Consider the following 15,017-nt stretch of genomic DNA (forward strand, 5'->3'; position numbering starts at 1 on the left):
GTACGGGGCCTCCGCGGGTCACGGAGTGCCGACCGTCTCCCTCATCCAGGCCCGCTGGAACGCGAACCTGGCCGCTTCCACTTCGTGTCGCTGGTCCGCGTGCAGTACCCCGAGCGCGTACGCCGTCGCCGGGGCGATCCGCGGGGTGCGGGCCGCGGAGGCCGCCGCCGCGGCGGCCTCGGCCGCGTCGCGGTGCCGGTCCAGGGCCTGACCCGCCGTCAACAGGCGTACGTCCACGGGGGCTTCGTCGCCGAACAGGACCTCGCGCGCATAGCGGTGCAGGCGCAGCAGGAGCCGGACCTGGTGCCAGGGGGAGTCCTGGGGCTGCGGGGCCGTGTCGGCGGAGAGGCCGTGGACGAGGGCCTCCGCGTTGTAGGGGTGGCCCGCGGTGATCAGGGGCAGCCCGGCCACCGCGTCGCCGAGGCGTTCCTCCGCTGCGGCGGCCAGGGGCCGCAGGCCGGTGACGGACGCGGACGCGGTCAGCGGGACCTCGCTGGCGAGGACGGCGACGTTGTCGGCGACGGCGTGGAATCGGGAGGAGCCGAGCGCTTGCAACGCGGCGGAGTGGGCGCGCGTCCGGGCCAGGGTCAGCTGGCGCTCCAGAAGGGCGCCCGCCTTGGCCGCTCCGACGGTCAAGGTGCCTTTCTCCGAAGGGAGTTGAGCGCGAGCGCCGGGGTGTGTGCCGGGATGCGCGTCGGGATCGGCGGCCTGGGCCGGGAACGCCGACGAGCCCGACAGGCGGTGCAGGGCCGCCAACAGGCGTTCCAGTCGGGCCCCGTACGCGTGCTCGCGGGCCAACGTCCCCGAAAGCCAGGCCAGTTCGGGGCGCATGCCCTCCGACCAGCCCTCGTCGAGGAAGGGCCGGAACGTGTGCAGCGTGCCGCTGATGCGGCGCGCCGAGCGGCGCAGGGCGCGCGCCGCGTCCACAGCCTCCTCCACGCCGTTCGTCGCCGTCGTACCGCCGGTCTCGCGGTGCTGGCGCAGCGCGCGGAGGAACTCCGTGGCCTGGGCCTGGAGATAGGCCTCCAGGGTGTCCCCGGCCACGGGTCCGGCCGTGGGGTCAAGGTGTTGCTGTGCCACGCCGGCGCCTCCGGGCGTCTATGAGCATCTCCTGGACGTTGCGCAGCGGCTGGCCGTCGGCGTCGGTCGCGTGCCGGGTCCATTCGCCGTCGGGGCCGAGGTGCCAGGAGGAAGTGGAGTCGGACATGCCGGTCTCTAGGAGCCGGTTGAGCGCCGCCCGGTGCGCCGGGTCGGTGACCCGGACCAGGGCTTCGATACGGCGGTCGAGGTTGCGGTGCATCATGTCGGCGCTGCCGATCCACACCTCGGGCTCGCCCCCGTTGCCGAAGCCGAAGACCCGGGAGTGTTCGAGGAAGCGGCCGAGGATGGACCGTACGCGTATGTTCTCGGACAGGCCCGGGACTCCCGGTCGTACGGCGCAGATTCCGCGCACCCACACGTCCACCGGCACGCCTGCCTCGGACGCGCGGTAGAGGGAGTCGATGAGTGCCTCGTCCACCATGGAGTTGACCTTGATGCGGACGTAGGCGGGACGTCCGGCACGGTGGTGCTGGACCTCCTTGTTGATCCGGGCGATCAGGCCGTCGCGCAGGGACTTGGGCGCGACGAGCAGCCGGCGGTAGGTCTCGCGGCGGGAGTAGCCGGAGAGCCGGTTGAAGAGGTCCGAGAGGTCCGCGCCGACCTGTGGGTCCGCGGTCAGAAGTCCCAGGTCCTCGTAGAGCCGGGCGGTCTTGGGGTGGTAGTTGCCCGTGCCGACGTGGCTGTAGCGGCGGAGGGTCTCGCCCTCCTGGCGCACGACGAGGGAGAGCTTGCAGTGGGTCTTGAGGCCGACGAGGCCGTAGACCACGTGGCAGCCCGCCTCCTCCAGCTTCTTCGCCCACTTGATGTTGGCCTGCTCGTCGAAGCGCGCCTTGATCTCGACCAGGACCAGCACCTGCTTGCCGGACTCGGCGGCCTCGATGAGCGCGTCGACTATCGGGGAGTCGCCGGACGTCCGGTACAGGGTCTGCTTGATGGCGAGGACGTCCGGGTCCTCGGCCGCCTGCTCCAGGAAGGCCTGGACGGAGGTGGAGAAGGAGTCGTACGGGTGGTGCAGGAGTACGTCCCGCTCCCGGAGCGCCGCGAAGATGTCCGGCGCCGACGCCGACTCGACCTCCGCGAGGTCGCGGTGGGTGCCCGCGATGAACTTCTGGTACTTCAGCTCGGGCCGGTCGAGCTTGCCGATGCCGAAGAGACCGGTGAGGTCCAGGGGACCCGGCAGCGGGTACACCTCGGCCTCGGTGATCTTCAACTCCCGTACCAGCAGGTCGAGTACGTACCGGTCGATGGACTCCTCGACCTCCAGGCGCACCGGCGGTCCGAAGCGGCGCCGCATGAGCTCCTTCTCCAGGGCCTGGAGCAGGTTCTCGGCGTCGTCCTCCTCGACCTCCAGGTCCTCGTTCCGGGTGACGCGGAACGCGTGGTGCTCGAGGACCTCCATGCCCGGGAAGAGCTCCTCCAGGTGGGCCGCGATGACGTCCTCGATGGGGACGTAGCGGTCCGGGGAGGCCTCCAGGAAGCGGGAGAGCAGCGGCGGGACCTTGACGCGCGCGAAGTGGCGGTGGCCGGAGACCGGGTTCCGTACGACCACGGCCAGGTTCAGCGACAGGCCGGAGATGTACGGGAAGGGGTGCGCGGGGTCGACCGCCAGCGGGGTCAGCACCGGGAAGATCTGGTGGCGGAAGAGCGTGAAGAGGCGGGCCTGCTCCTTCTCGGTCAGCTCGCTCCAGCGGACGAGGTGGATGCCCTCCTCGGCGAGCTGGGGGGCCACGTCCTCCTGGTAGCAGGCGGCATGCCGGGCCATGAGCTCGCGGGAGCGGGCCCAGATCATCTCCAGCACCTCACGGGGCTGCAGGCCCGAGGCGGAGCGGGTGGCCACGCCGGTGTGGATGCGGCGCTTCAGGCCGGCCACGCGGACCATGAAGAACTCGTCCAGGTTGCTGGCGAAGATAGCCAGGAAATTCGCCCGTTCGAGGAGCGGCGTGTTCGGATCCTCGGCGAGTTCGAGGACCCGTTCGTTGAACGCGAGCCAGCTGCGCTCCCGGTCGAGGAACCTGCCCTGGGGAAGCTGGACACCGTCCTGCACCGTGTCCTCGTACGCGTCGAGGTCGGCGTCGAGGTCGGGCTCCAGGTCGGAGACGTTCGCGGCCACCGTGTGCGGGCGGTGCGCGGCTATGGAGCCGACGGACGGCTGCGGGTGCTGGACCTGTGCGCTGGCGTTGGGCTGACTCATGAACCCATTCTTCCGCGCCGGGGCCGAAACGGGCGCGTCGGAGAGGGCGGGCGGGAGCTGTACGGGGATGTGCGGGCTTCCGTTCTCCCTCACGGACGAGGGCTCGTGCTCCGGCGGAGGCGAGGGCTCGGGCGCGGCGGGGTTCATTGCCTGAGCGTCGCAAGCCCGTCTGAATGACCGGTTACGGCGACATGACGTGCGGGATAGCGGGGGGCGGCTCCCCGGCGTCGGGGCCGCGCCCCGCAAGGGGCGCGGGGCAGTGACATATGCGGCTCCGCCGCGTGGGCGCGATCAGTCACAAACGGTCCGCACGTACGACGAACCGCTCAGGCCGTACGGCGCCGAAGCACCCAGAATGCCGCCCCCGTGGCAAGAACGGCGACCCCGAGCACGATCCCGGTCTCCACGAGATGCATCGGCCAGTAGTGGGACCGGGGATGGAAACGACCGGTCCCGTCCCCGATCTGCCACACGTCCTGGGACATCTCGACCCCCTTGGTCGGGGCAGGCGTGACCGCGGGCCAGAGATCCTCGCGGTACTTCTCCAGATTGTGGTTGACCAGGTACATCACCCCGCAGGCGACCCCCAGCGCGGGCAGCGACCGTCGCAGCACGACCCCGGCGAGCGCCCCCACACCCAGCCCGCACAACCCGTACGCCACCAGGGCGGGCCCCCGCGCGGCGAACACGTCGTTGAAGGTCCAGTCGTCGCCCATCAGGTCCCGGTTGGCCGCCCAGGCCCACCGGAAGACGAACACGAACACCGTGCCGCCGGCCACCAGCAGCACCGCCGGCACGGCGAGCGTGACGGCCAGCCACCGCGTCGGCGAGACGGACTGCGTCCAGGCGAGCTGCGCGGTGCCGTTCTCCAGCTCACGCCCGATCAGCGCGCCGGCGGCGAACGCGGCCACGGCGAAGAAGCTGTAGTAGACGAGGGTGGAGGCCCAGCCCATGGACCCGCCGTAGTCGAACACCGCCCTGATACGGCACGGGCCGGGGTCGTGGCCGCAGGCGGCGATCCGGTTCCGTACGGAGTCCGCGTTGATCCCGGCCTCCCACACCAGGGCGCCGAGGGCGGCCAGCATGAAGGTGCCCCACACCACGAGCGCCGCGCGGTGCAGCCGCAGCACGGCCCACGGCAGCCCCTTGACCGGCCCGCCCGGCGGCACTTCGGGGGTCTCGGCTGTTCCCTTCACGGCGAAGGCACTCATACGGCGACTCCTTCTGTGGCGGTACGGCGGCGGAGCAGGACGAACGCGGCGGTGACCGCGAGGGCGGCGACGGCCAGCACGACGCCGGTCTCGGCGAGCTGGAGCGGCCAGAAGTGGGACTTCGGGTGGTAGGTGGCCCAGATGTCGTCGAGGCCGCCGCGGGTCAGACAGCGTTGGAGGTCGGCCGCGCCGTCGGAGACGGTGCAGGCCATGTTGTTGCCGATGCGGGTGCCCTCGTCCGTGATCACGCCCTGGTCGAGCTGGAGGATCTTGTCCGGCGGGCTCAGCACCTCGGCGCCGGTGACCGTGACCGTCGGCCACAGGCTCACGCGGTACTCGTTGCCCAGGTGGAACACGGGCAGCAGGGCGGCGAAGGCGACCCCCAGCGCGGGCAGCGTGCGGCCGACGACCAGGCCCGCCAGGGCGCCGAGCGCCAGGCCGCACAGGGCGTACGCGAGCGTGACGGTTCCGCTCGCGTGGAAGGTGTTCTCGTCGTACCAGTCCGCCCAGAGCAGTTCCGCGCCCCGGTTCCACATCAGGCGGTGCAGCGGGACCAGTACGGCCGTGCCCGCGGTGATGAGCAGCGCGGGCACGGCGAGCTTCGCGGCGAGCCAGCGGGTGGGGGAGACGGACTGGGTCCAGGCGAGGTGGGCGGTGCCGTTCTCCAGTTCGCGGGCGATGAGGGCCGCGCCCGCCCAGGCGGCGACGAGGAAGGGGAAGTACGCCACGGCGAGCGTGGTGAAGGCCACGGTCGTGTCGTACTTGTTCAGCCAGGGGCCGTTGGGGAAGTGGCAGGCCTCGACGCTTTCGCGGCACTGCTCCCGGACGTCGGCGACGGCGGCGTCGTAGCCCGGGCCGTACGCCCAGAGCATCGCCGCCGCGAGGGCCGCGACGAGCAGCAGCCAGAGCCACAGGGCCGACCGGTGCAGGCGCAGCACGGACCGGGCGAGGCCGAGGCCGGTGCGTGGGGAGGTGCCGGTGGACGTGCCGGTGGAGGTGAGGAGGGTCGTCATGCGCGCGCGTTCTCCTCGTTCTCCTGGTCTTCTCCGGTCTCTCCGGGGCCCGTCTCTCCGGGCTTGCCGGTCTCTTCGGCCTCTTCCGCCTCGCTCCCGCTCTTCTCCTCGCCCGGTTCGGTGTCCTCGGTGAACAGGTCGGGTGCCTTCGGGTTGCGCAGGTGGGCCAGGAGCAGCTCCTCCAGGGTGGGCGCGGCGGTCTCCCAGTCGTCGGACGGTGGGCCGCCCGGGCGGATCAGGGCCGTGACCTGGCGGCCCGCGTCACGGGACTCGACGACGGTGTGGCCGGTGAGGTCGCGCGCCGGGCCGGTGACCAGGGTGTGCGCGGCGAGTAGCTCTTCGGGGTCGCCGCCGAGCCGGATCCGGCCGCCGCCCATGAGGAGCAGGTGGTCGCAGACGCCCTCCAGCTCGGCGACGACGTGCGAGGACATCACGATCGTCGTGCCGTGCTCGGCGGCCTCGCCCAGCAGCGCACCGAGGAGTTCGCGCCGGGCCAGCGGGTCGAGGTCGGCCATCGGCTCGTCCAGCAGCATCAGCTCGGGCCGCTTGCCGAAGGCCAGGGCGAGGGCGACTCGGGTGCGCTGGCCGCCGGAGAGGGAACGGATCCTCGCGGTGGGGTCGAGGGCGCCGTCCCGGGCCTGCGGAGTGGGGTGTCCGTACGCGATGCGTTCCGCGGCCGGCCCGTCCCAGCGGGCGCGGTTCAGCTCGGCGCCGAGGCGGAGCGTGGCGGCGACCGTGAGCTGCGGCGGCAGCGGTTTGCCCTGGCCGACGTAGGCGAAGCGTTCGCGGGCCGCGGCGGGGCTGGTGCCGAGGACGGTCAGGGTGCCCTCGGTGGGGCGTATCAGACCGGCCGCCAGTTGCAGGAGCGTCGACTTGCCCGCGCCGTTCGGGCCGACCAGGGCGCAGATCCGCCCGGCCGGCAGCCGGAAGGAGCAGTCCCGCAGCACATGGCCGCGCCGGCGCCGATACCGCTTGCCCAGCCCGACCGCGGTCAGCGCGGTCCCTTCCCCGACCCTGTTCATCGCTCCCCCTCAGGGCATTTCTCGTCCAGTACGGCGGTGAAGAGCGCGCTGATGTCCTCGCGCTCCAGGCCTTCCTTGCGTGCCTCGTCCAGCCAGGCGGTCAGCTTCGAACGCAGGGCGGTGTGGTCGGCGGGTGCGGCGCCCAGCGAGCGCCGTACGAAAGTGCCGAGGCCGCGTCTGGCCTCGACCAGGCCCTCGCGCTCCAGCTCGCGGTAGGCCTTCAGGACGGTGTTCGGATTGATCGCGGTGGCCTCCACGACCTCACGGGCCGTGGGGAGCTTGTCGCCCGGTTCGAGGACGCCCAGCCGCAGGGCCTGCTTGGTCTGCTGGACGATCTGGACGTACGTGGCGACACCGCTGCGCCGGTCGATGCGGTACTCGACCACGACCGACCACCACCCTTTCACTAATTGAGTAGTGAAAGGGTGGTAGATGGTCGGGGGCCTGTCAAGGTGAATGCCGGGTTCCGGAAACTTCTCGCGGAAGCGTGAACCGATCCGTGGGGCTCGTGCGATGAGGGGGTGTGAGGGAAACGAGAAGCGACGGGGATCTGCTGCGGGCCATCGCGGCGGACGGTGACCGACGCGCCTTCGAAGAGCTGTACCGGCGGTACGCGCCGTGGCTCGGAGCACGGCTGCGCGGGCGGTGCGCGGACGCGGGGATCGTCGACGACGTCGTACAGGAGACGTTCCTCGCGGTCTGGCGCGGCAGTGCCCGCTACCGCGAGGAGGGCGACGTGGCCGGCTGGCTGTGGCGCATCGGCTCGCGGCGGCTGATCGACGCGCTGCGGGGCGACGGCGCCCGGGGCCGGCTGCGGCAGGCGCTCTCGCGGCTGCGGCACCGGGACGAGGCGTCCGCGGAGGAGCGCGTGCTCGCGGGGGTGGAGCACGGGGACCTCGCGGGTGCCCTGGTCCGGCTGTCGCCGGAGCTGCGGGCGGTCCTCCAGGCCACGGTCATCGACGGGCTGACCACCAGGGAGGCGTCCGTCCTGCTCGGCATCCCGCCGGGGACGGTCAAGACACGGGCCCTCAGGGCCCGCAAGCAGCTGCGGGAGGAGTTGGCATGAGCAGCGACACGAACGACACGAGCGGTACGAATGGCATGAGCGACGGGGACGGCATGACCTGGCACGTCGCGGAGGACGACCTCCGGGCGTACGCGCGGGGCGAGTTGGCGGCGCCGATGCTCTGGTCGGCCGACACCCACCTCCTCGCCTGCGCGCGCTGCCGGGCCCAGCTCGCCGAGGTGGGCGACCCGGTCGCCCTGGACGCGGGATGGGAACGCCTCGACGCCGAACTGGACGTACCGCGACCGGGGTTCCTGGAGTCGCTGCTCGTCCGGATGGGCGTGGCCGACCACACCGCCCGGCTGCTCGCCGCGACGCCGGTGCTGCGCCGGTCGTGGCTGGGCGCGGTCGTCGCCGTACTGGTCATCACGGTGATCGCCGCCAATGCCGCCCGGACACCCGAGTCCCCGGCGATGTTCCTCGCCCTCGCCCCGCTGCTGCCCCTGGCCGGGGTCGCGCTGTCGTACGGGCCGGTGCTCGACCCGACCTACGAGATGGCCGTGGTGTCGCCGATGCACGGGTTCCGGCTGCTGCTGATCCGCACGGTTCCCGTGCTGGCCGTCGCGCTCGCCCTCAACGGCCTCGCGACCCTCGCGCTTCCCTCGTACGGACTGCGGGCCCTGGCCTGGCTGTTGCCCGCGCTCGCGCTCACCGCGACCGGGCTCGCGCTGACGCCCCGGCTGGGTCCGGTCCTCGCGCCCGGCCTGGTCGGCGGAACGTGGGTTGTCCTGCTGGTGGTCGCGCAACGGACGACCGAGGAGACCCTCGCGCCCTACACCGCGGCGGGGCAGGGCATCGCGGCCGCCGTCGCCGCACTTGCCGCCGGGCTCTTCTATCTCGGCCGCGACCGATTCGACTCGACCTCCGCGCACACACCGTTCGCGGGCTACACGGACGGAGGTACCGCGTGATGTCCGACGCCACGCGCAGGAGGCTGAAGCTCCTCAAGGCCGGGCTGCTGATGACCGCTTCGGTCGTCCTGCGGGTCCTCCACTTCATCGCCGTCCTGCTCCCGAAGAGCTCCGGCAACCGCAGTTCCTCCTCTTCCTCCTACGACGGGGGCGGCGAGTGAGGGTGACCGCCCTCCCTCCGGCGCCGGTGCCGCATCCCGGCCGCCGTCTCTCCCTCCCCCTGCTTCCGCTCTCTTCCACAGGAGTCACGCATGTCTGACCTTCCTACGACGCCGACGGTGTCCGCCTCCGGGCTGACCCTCCGCTACGGCGGAACGGCCGCGCTCGACGACGTGTCGGTGCGGCTCGGCGAGGGCGTCACCGGGCTGCTCGGTCCCAACGGGGCCGGTAAGACGACCCTGTTGAGGGTGCTGGCCACCGCCGTGCCCCCGGACAAGGGGGCGTTCACGGTGCTCGGCAACGACCCGGGCACGACGGCCGGGCGGCAGGAGGTGCGGCGCGCGCTGGGCTATCTGCCGCAGGCGCCCGGTTTCCACCCGGACTTCACGGCCTTCGAGTTCGTCGACTACGTGGCGATCCTCAAGGAGCTGACGGACCGCACCGCCCGCCACGCCGAGGTGCGGCGGGTCCTGGACGACGTCGCGCTGTCCGACGTACGGGGCAAGCGCATCAAGAAGCTCTCCGGCGGGATGCGCCAGCGGGTCGCGCTGGCCGCCGCCCTCGTCGGCGACCCCGGTTTCCTGGTCCTCGACGAGCCGACCGTCGGACTCGACCCCGAACAGCGCATGCGCTTCCGGGAGTTGATCGCCCGGGCGGGGGAGGGGCGGACCGTGCTGCTCTCCACCCACCAGACCGAGGACGTCGCGATGCTCTGCCACCGCGTGATCGTCATGGTCCGCGGCCGGGTCCGCTTCGAGGGCACCCCGGCCGAGCTGACCGCACGGGCGGCGGGCCGGGTGTGGAGCAGCACCGAACGCGACCCGGGAGCGTGGGCCGGATGGCGCACCGGTACGGGCTCCTTCCGCAACGTCGGCGAGCCCCCCGCGGGCGCCGACCTCGTCGAACCGACCCTGGAGGACGGGTACTTGCTCACCCTCGACGGCGAGACCGCGGAGGTGACGACAGCATGAGCACCGTTCTCGAGACACCCGCCAGGGCCGTCGAACCGGCGCACCCGTCCCGCTCCTGGGCACCCGTGTTCGCCCTCGCCCGCTTCGAGGCGCGCGAGCTGCGCATGACCATCCCCCTCTTCGGCCTCTCGATCCTGTACGTCGCCTGGATCGTGTGGGATACCACGCAGCGCCAGGGCGACTATCCGATACTCCAGGACGTCGACCGGGCCACCCCGGGCATGCCGCTACTGATCGGGCTCGCCGTCATGCTGGGCGTCAACCGCGCGGTCCTGCGCTCCCGCCGGTGCGACACGGACCGCCACTTCGACGTGCTGGTGGTCGAGCCGTGGCGGCGCACGGTCGCCCACGCGCTGTCGATCGTCCCGGCCGTCCTGTTCACGGCGGTGTGCGTCCTCGTCCAGTTCATCTGGGCCGCGCTCAAGCCCGGCGCGGCCGGACACGGTTCGCCCGCCGAACTCGCCGTCGGCCCGCTGACGGTCCTGCTGTTCGGCATGCTCGGTGTCCTCCTCGCCCGGCTGTTCCGCTCGGTCTTCGCCGCGCCGGTCATCCTCGTCCTCCTGCTCTTCGGGATGCTCTTCGTGGCGCCCTCGTCCGGCTCCAACTGGACGAGTTGGCTGGGTCCGGTCGTCACCGAGAGCGGCTCCAACCCCCTCCCCTCCGACCTGCTGGAGCGGCCCGCCGCCTGGCACGCCCTGTACCTCGTCGGGCTCGGCCTGTCCCTGGCCGTCCTGGCGGTACTGGTCAGCGGTGGGCGCACGACGGTCGTCAAGGCGGCGATAGCGGGATCGGTCGCGCTGACCGTGGTGGGCGTGGTCGGCCAGTCCGCGGGCACTCCGGCCGGGTCGACACCGGCCCGCGACCGGGCGACCAACGCTCCGGAGAAGGTCCAGACGTGCCTCAAGCGCGGCGGGTCCACGTACTGCGCCTTCCCCGAGTGGACCGGACGCACCGCCGACTGGGCCGAGGTCGTCGACCGGGTCCAGAACCTCGCGGGCGGCAGCGCCGGGGGCGAGCGGCTGACCGTACGGCAGCGCATCGACGCCACCTACGGGCTGACGTCCGACACCCTGATCTCCCCGTCGACCACGCCCGGCCAGGTGACCGTCGGCACCTCCTGGGGCGGCAACCGTGTCCCCGAGTTCGCCGCAGCCGTCGCGTCCGTGCTGGTGGCGGGGAACGAGAAGGCGGGCAGCTCGGTGTGCGACGCCCGCATGGTGACGATCATGTGGCTGGCGCTGGGCGGAGAGTCCGACCCGATGACCGCGCTCCGCAACGTCCGCCTCGACGACAGCGTCTCGGGCTCCGCCATCGTCCTGTCCCCCACGGAATCCATGAGCATGAGCGCCGAACAGACCCGGATCGTGGTGGAACTGCTCAAGAAGCCCCGCTACAGCGTCGCCGGCAAGGTGAAGGCCAAGTGGACGGAGCTCACCTCGCCCAGGACGACCACGGCGAGGGTGGCGGAACTGCTGGGAGTGCCGGCCGCGGACAAGTCGGCGGCCAAGGCGGAAGCGGACGGTGACTCGTGCGCGGAATGACCGTCATGACACGCGCCCTGCTGACCCCCGTACTGCGCACACTGCCCTGGCGGGCGCTCGCGGGCGGCGGTGCCACGGCACTGCTGCTGGCCGGTATCCCGCGCATGCTGTCGGGCGCCCCCGACCCGTGGCTCGGGCTCATCTCGCTGCGGGGCGCCGCGCTCGCCCTCGCCCTCGGCCTGGCGTTCCTGCTGGACGACCCGGCCCGGCACATCACCTCGGCGGTACCGGTCAGGCGCCCGCTGCGCGTCGGCCTGCGCGTGGCACTCGCCCTCCCGGGGGCCGCGCTCTGCTGGACGGCGGCGCTGTTCCTCGTACCCGAGGAGGCCCGGCCGCCGGTCGGCGCCCTCACCCTGGAGGCGATCGCCACCGCCGTGTTCGCCCTCGCCTCGGCGGCCCTGATCATCCAGCGCTCGACCGCCACCGAGCCGGGAGTGGCGGTGTCCACCGGGCTCCTGTCCACCGCGGCAGCCGGGTTCCTCCTCCTGCCCGACGGCTGGGCCCTCCTGGTCTCCCCGGACGACCCCCGCTGGACCGACACCCACGAACGCTGGGCGATGCTCCTGACGGTGGCACTGGCGGTGGGCACGAGGGCGTGCGTGGAACCGCTACGGGCAGGGCTGAGGCTTCGCCCCTTTTAGGGGCGCGGGGCTGTGACATATGCGGCTCCGCCGCGTGGGCGCGCTCAGCCCCTGTACGGGCGTGGCGTCTGGGCGCGTTCGGGGCCAGGGCGCAACGGGCAGCGCTCCGTTAGTCGGCCGCGCCCCTTTAGGGGCGCGGGGAACTGCGCACCCAGCCCCGACCGCCCCGCACCTTCGACCCGGTCCGCCGAATCCCGCCGCCCGTCCGGCGAGGACCCCGCTCAGGACTCCGTCCGATACATCAGATCCGTCTCGTACGTGACGAACCCGAGCCGCTCATAGACAGCCACCGCCGCCTTGTTGTCCCCGTCGACGTACAACATCGCCGTCGGCACCCCCCGATCCGCCAGATACCGAAGCCCGATCGTGGTGAGGGCCTTGCCGAGCCCGCCCCCCTGAGCCCCGGGCCGTACGCCGACCACGTACACCTCGCCGAGGCCCTCCTCCGCATGGACCTTGGTCCAGTGGAACCCGATCAGCTCCTCGTTCCGGAAGGCGAGAAAGAACCCGGCCGGGTCGAACCACGGCTCACCCTTGCGGTCGTCGAGGTCCCGCTGGGCAAGGGAACCCTGCTCGGGGTGGTGCGCGAAGGCGGCGGCGTTCGCGGCGAGCCATGCCGCGTCGTCCTCGCCGGGCACGAACGTCCGTACGTGCACACCGTCCGGAAGCTTCGGCCCGGGCAGGTCCAGGTCCGTCAACGGCCGCCGCATCTGCCGCAGTTCGCGGAAGAGCGTGAGGCCGAGGACCTGGGCCAGATGGCGGGCCGCGAAGTGGCCGCCGTGGGCCCAGACACGCACCCGCTTGCCGGACTCGGCGAGCAGCGCGTTGCCGAGCGCCCGCCCGTGGCCGTGCCCCCGGTGCGCCGGGTGGACGACCAGTTCGGCGGCCGGGGCCTCGATGGGATCGGTGTCCTCCAGTTGCGCGTACCCGACGAGCAGGTCCTGGGAGGTCAGCAGCAGATGCCGGACCCCCTCCCGGGCGCCGCCGCGCAGTTGCAGCCGGCCCTGCTCGGACACCGCCTGCTGTCCGTCGGCCCTGGCGGCCTCGGCGAGGAGGGCTAGCACGGCCTCGGTCTGCTCGGGGCTCAGTGCGGACAGGATGTCGAGGGAGCGGGCCGGGACAGCCGGTGCGGTGTCTTCGCTGGTCATGATTACGAGAGTACGACGTGTCCGGTTCATGGCGAAGTGGCCCAGCAGGTGAGGACGCGTCCGGTGCGCCGCGGGCACGCCGTCGGCCCTCCACCTGTCCGGTTCGTGGTGAATCACCCCGCGCGGCAACCAGTCCGTAACCCTGAACCCCCTGTCGCGCTACGCGCGTTGACTCTAGGCTGCGCCGGGACGGGGCCCACATATCAGCCGACCCACAGGGGGGCACATGTCAGCCACACCTCATCCGTTCCGACGCAGACGCCGCACCACCCGCTTCCTCGCTGCGGCGGCGGGCGTCGCCACCGTCGGCGCCCTCGTCGCCGCGATGCCGGCGTCCGCGGGCGAGACGGGCAAGAAGCCCGGCCACCAGAAGCCGGGCCGCTACCAGGACGTCCAGCTGCTCTCCTTCAACGACCTGCACGGAAACCTGGAGCCGCCGGCCGGCTCCTCGGGACGGGTCACCGAGCTCCAGCCGGACGGCACCAGCAAGACGATCGACGCGGGCGGTGTCGAGTACCTGGCGACGCATTTGCGCCAGGCGCGCGAGGGCAACAAGTACTCGGTCACGGCGGCCGGCGGCGACATGGTCGGTGCCTCCCCGCTGATCTCCGGGCTCTTCCACGACGAGCCCACCATCGAGGCGCTGAACAAGCTCGACCTCGATGTGACGAGCGTCGGCAACCACGAGTTCGACGAGGGTGCCAAGGAGCTGGGCCGTCTGCAGAAGGGTGGCTGCCACCCCACGGACGGCTGTTATGTGGAGGGCAAGAAGTTCAAGGGCGCCGACTTCCCGTACCTCGCGGCGAACGTCCTCGACGAGAAGACCAAGAAGCCGATCCTCAAGCCCTACTGGGTGTGGAAGAAGAACGGCGTCAAGGTCGGCTTCATCGGCGTGACCCTGGAGGACACCCCGGGTGTCGTCTCCGCCGAGGGTGTGAAGGGCCTCAAGTTCAAGGACGAGGTCGAGACGATCAACAAGTACGCCAAGGAGCTGGAGAAGCAGGGCGTCAAGTCGGTCGTCGCGCTGATCCACGAGGGCGGGCTGCCCGCCTCGGCGGCGTACAACTACGACTGCGACTCGCCCGGTGCCGGTGACGGCATATCCGGCCCCATCGTGGACATCGCCAAGAACGTCACGCCGAAGGTCGACGCGCTGGTCACCGGCCACACCCACGCCGCGTACGCGTGCACGATCAACGACCCGTCGGGCAAGCCCCGCATGGTCACCTCGGCCGCGTCCTTCGGGCGGCTCTACACGGACACGACGCTGACGTACGACCGGTGGACCGGCGACATCGCCCGGACCTCCGTCGCCTCCGCGAACCACGTGGTGACGCGTACCGTGCCCAAGGCCACGGACATGACCGAGCTGATCACGAAGTGGAACACGCTCGCCGCGCCGATCGGCAACAAGCCCATCGGCTACATCTCCGGTGACATCTCCAACGTCGGCACCGAGTCCCCGATCGGCGACCTGATCGCCGACGCGCAGCTCGCGTACGGCAAGGAGCTGGACCCCGAGACGGACCTCGCGCTGATGAACCCGGGCGGTATCCGGGCGCCGCTCACCTTCGCGGCCAAGGGCGCCGAGGGCGACGGTGTGGTGACCTACGCCGAGGGCTTCACGGTCCAGCCGTTCGCCAACACGGTGAACCTGCAGAACTTCACCGGCGCCCAGCTCGTCCAGGTGCTCAAGGAACAGGTCACCGGCGTGAACGCGGCCTCCCCGAAGGTGCTCCAGATCTCGAAGGGGCTCACCTACACGCTCGACCTGACGAAGACCGGCGCCGACCGTGTCGTCGCCGACTCGGTCAAGCTCAACGGTGCCGCGATCGACCCGGCCGCCACCTACCGCGTCGCGACGAACAGCTTCCTCGCGGGCGGCGGCGACGGTTTCACCACCCTGGGTCACGGCACGGGCGACCTGGTGGGCGACGACGACCTCGCCGCCCTGGAGAAGTACCTGCTGGCGAACTCCTCGGCCACGAACCCGATCGCGCCGCCCGCGGCCGACCGGATCACCGTCGTGAAGTAGCCACCCG

Annotated in this window: 14 protein-coding genes; 7 read left to right on the plus strand and 7 right to left on the minus strand. The window is 71.8% G+C overall.

All coding sequences use genetic code 11. The features are described from left to right. Window positions 1-18: 18 nt before the first annotated feature. The 6 genes from ACN20J_RS26920 to ACN20J_RS26945 all read right to left on the minus strand — a co-directional run bounded on the left by ACN20J_RS26920 (window position 19) and on the right by ACN20J_RS26945 (window position 6,924). Complete coding sequence (locus ACN20J_RS26920; RefSeq protein WP_419666978.1) at window positions 19-1,080, minus strand: CHAD domain-containing protein; 1,062 nt, start codon at window positions 1,078-1,080, stop codon at window positions 19-21. Beyond that, window positions 1,061-3,292 carry an RNA degradosome polyphosphate kinase gene (locus ACN20J_RS26925; protein WP_055614689.1) on the minus strand — a complete coding sequence of 744 codons (2,232 nt, stop codon included), beginning with the start codon at window positions 3,290-3,292 and terminating at the stop codon, window positions 1,061-1,063. Before ACN20J_RS26925 ends, ACN20J_RS26920 begins: the two co-directional genes overlap by 20 nt. 326 nt (window positions 3,293-3,618) lie before the next feature. Further along, complete coding sequence (locus ACN20J_RS26930) at window positions 3,619-4,503, minus strand: hypothetical protein (protein WP_419666979.1); 885 nt, start codon at window positions 4,501-4,503, stop codon at window positions 3,619-3,621. Beyond that, the gene (locus ACN20J_RS26935; protein WP_419666980.1) at window positions 4,500-5,516 is read right to left on the minus strand and encodes a hypothetical protein; all 1,017 of its coding nucleotides are present in this window, start codon (window positions 5,514-5,516) and stop codon (window positions 4,500-4,502) included. The genes ACN20J_RS26930 and ACN20J_RS26935 overlap by 4 nt, the downstream gene beginning before the upstream one ends. Then, window positions 5,513-6,538, minus strand: a complete 1,026-nt coding sequence (locus ACN20J_RS26940) for an ABC transporter ATP-binding protein (RefSeq protein ID WP_361996414.1) — start codon at window positions 6,536-6,538, stop codon at window positions 5,513-5,515. Before ACN20J_RS26940 ends, ACN20J_RS26935 begins: the two co-directional genes overlap by 4 nt. Beyond that, window positions 6,535-6,924, minus strand: a complete 390-nt coding sequence (locus tag ACN20J_RS26945) for a GntR family transcriptional regulator (protein ID WP_189836718.1) — start codon at window positions 6,922-6,924, stop codon at window positions 6,535-6,537. Before ACN20J_RS26945 ends, ACN20J_RS26940 begins: the two co-directional genes overlap by 4 nt. A gap of 137 nt (window positions 6,925-7,061) precedes the next feature. Between ACN20J_RS26945 and ACN20J_RS26950 the strand changes: the two genes are divergently transcribed. The 6 genes from ACN20J_RS26950 to ACN20J_RS26975 all read left to right on the plus strand — a co-directional run bounded on the left by ACN20J_RS26950 (window position 7,062) and on the right by ACN20J_RS26975 (window position 11,827). Next, window positions 7,062-7,604: an RNA polymerase sigma factor gene (locus tag ACN20J_RS26950; RefSeq protein ID WP_189836719.1), complete on the plus strand. Its 543-nt coding sequence runs from the start codon at window positions 7,062-7,064 to the stop codon at window positions 7,602-7,604. A gap of 53 nt (window positions 7,605-7,657) precedes the next feature. Further along, on the plus strand, window positions 7,658-8,515 hold the full coding sequence (locus ACN20J_RS26955) for a zf-HC2 domain-containing protein (RefSeq protein WP_419668961.1): 858 nt from the start codon (window positions 7,658-7,660) through the stop codon (window positions 8,513-8,515). Then, window positions 8,515-8,676, plus strand: a complete 162-nt coding sequence (locus ACN20J_RS26960) for a hypothetical protein (protein ID WP_361893160.1) — start codon at window positions 8,515-8,517, stop codon at window positions 8,674-8,676. The genes ACN20J_RS26955 and ACN20J_RS26960 overlap by 1 nt, the downstream gene beginning before the upstream one ends. A gap of 90 nt (window positions 8,677-8,766) precedes the next feature. Next, entirely contained in the window at window positions 8,767-9,645 is an 879-nt protein-coding gene (locus tag ACN20J_RS26965; RefSeq protein WP_360763532.1) for an ABC transporter ATP-binding protein, read from the plus strand. Beyond that, window positions 9,642-11,186, plus strand: a complete 1,545-nt coding sequence (locus tag ACN20J_RS26970) for an ABC transporter permease (RefSeq protein ID WP_419666981.1) — start codon at window positions 9,642-9,644, stop codon at window positions 11,184-11,186. Before ACN20J_RS26965 ends, ACN20J_RS26970 begins: the two co-directional genes overlap by 4 nt. After that, window positions 11,183-11,827, plus strand: coding sequence for an ABC transporter (locus ACN20J_RS26975; protein WP_419666982.1), 645 nt, complete (start codon window positions 11,183-11,185; stop codon window positions 11,825-11,827). The genes ACN20J_RS26970 and ACN20J_RS26975 overlap by 4 nt, the downstream gene beginning before the upstream one ends. A gap of 221 nt (window positions 11,828-12,048) precedes the next feature. Here ACN20J_RS26975 and mshD read toward each other — a convergent pair whose 3' ends face one another. Then, window positions 12,049-12,975 (minus strand): mycothiol synthase, encoded by a 927-nt coding sequence (gene mshD / locus ACN20J_RS26980; protein WP_419666983.1) that lies wholly within the window; start codon window positions 12,973-12,975, stop codon window positions 12,049-12,051. Window positions 12,976-13,201: 226 nt separating this feature from the next. On the opposite strand from mshD, the gene ACN20J_RS26985 reads away from it, so the two are divergent. Continuing rightward, complete coding sequence (locus tag ACN20J_RS26985) at window positions 13,202-15,010, plus strand: bifunctional metallophosphatase/5'-nucleotidase (protein ID WP_419666984.1); 1,809 nt, start codon at window positions 13,202-13,204, stop codon at window positions 15,008-15,010. The last annotated feature ends 7 nt before the right edge of the window (window positions 15,011-15,017 follow it).

It is taken from the genome of Streptomyces sp. 2-1, from assembly GCF_048564895.1.
Taxonomy (GTDB): Bacteria; Actinomycetota; Actinomycetes; order Streptomycetales; family Streptomycetaceae; genus Streptomyces; species Streptomyces phaeochromogenes.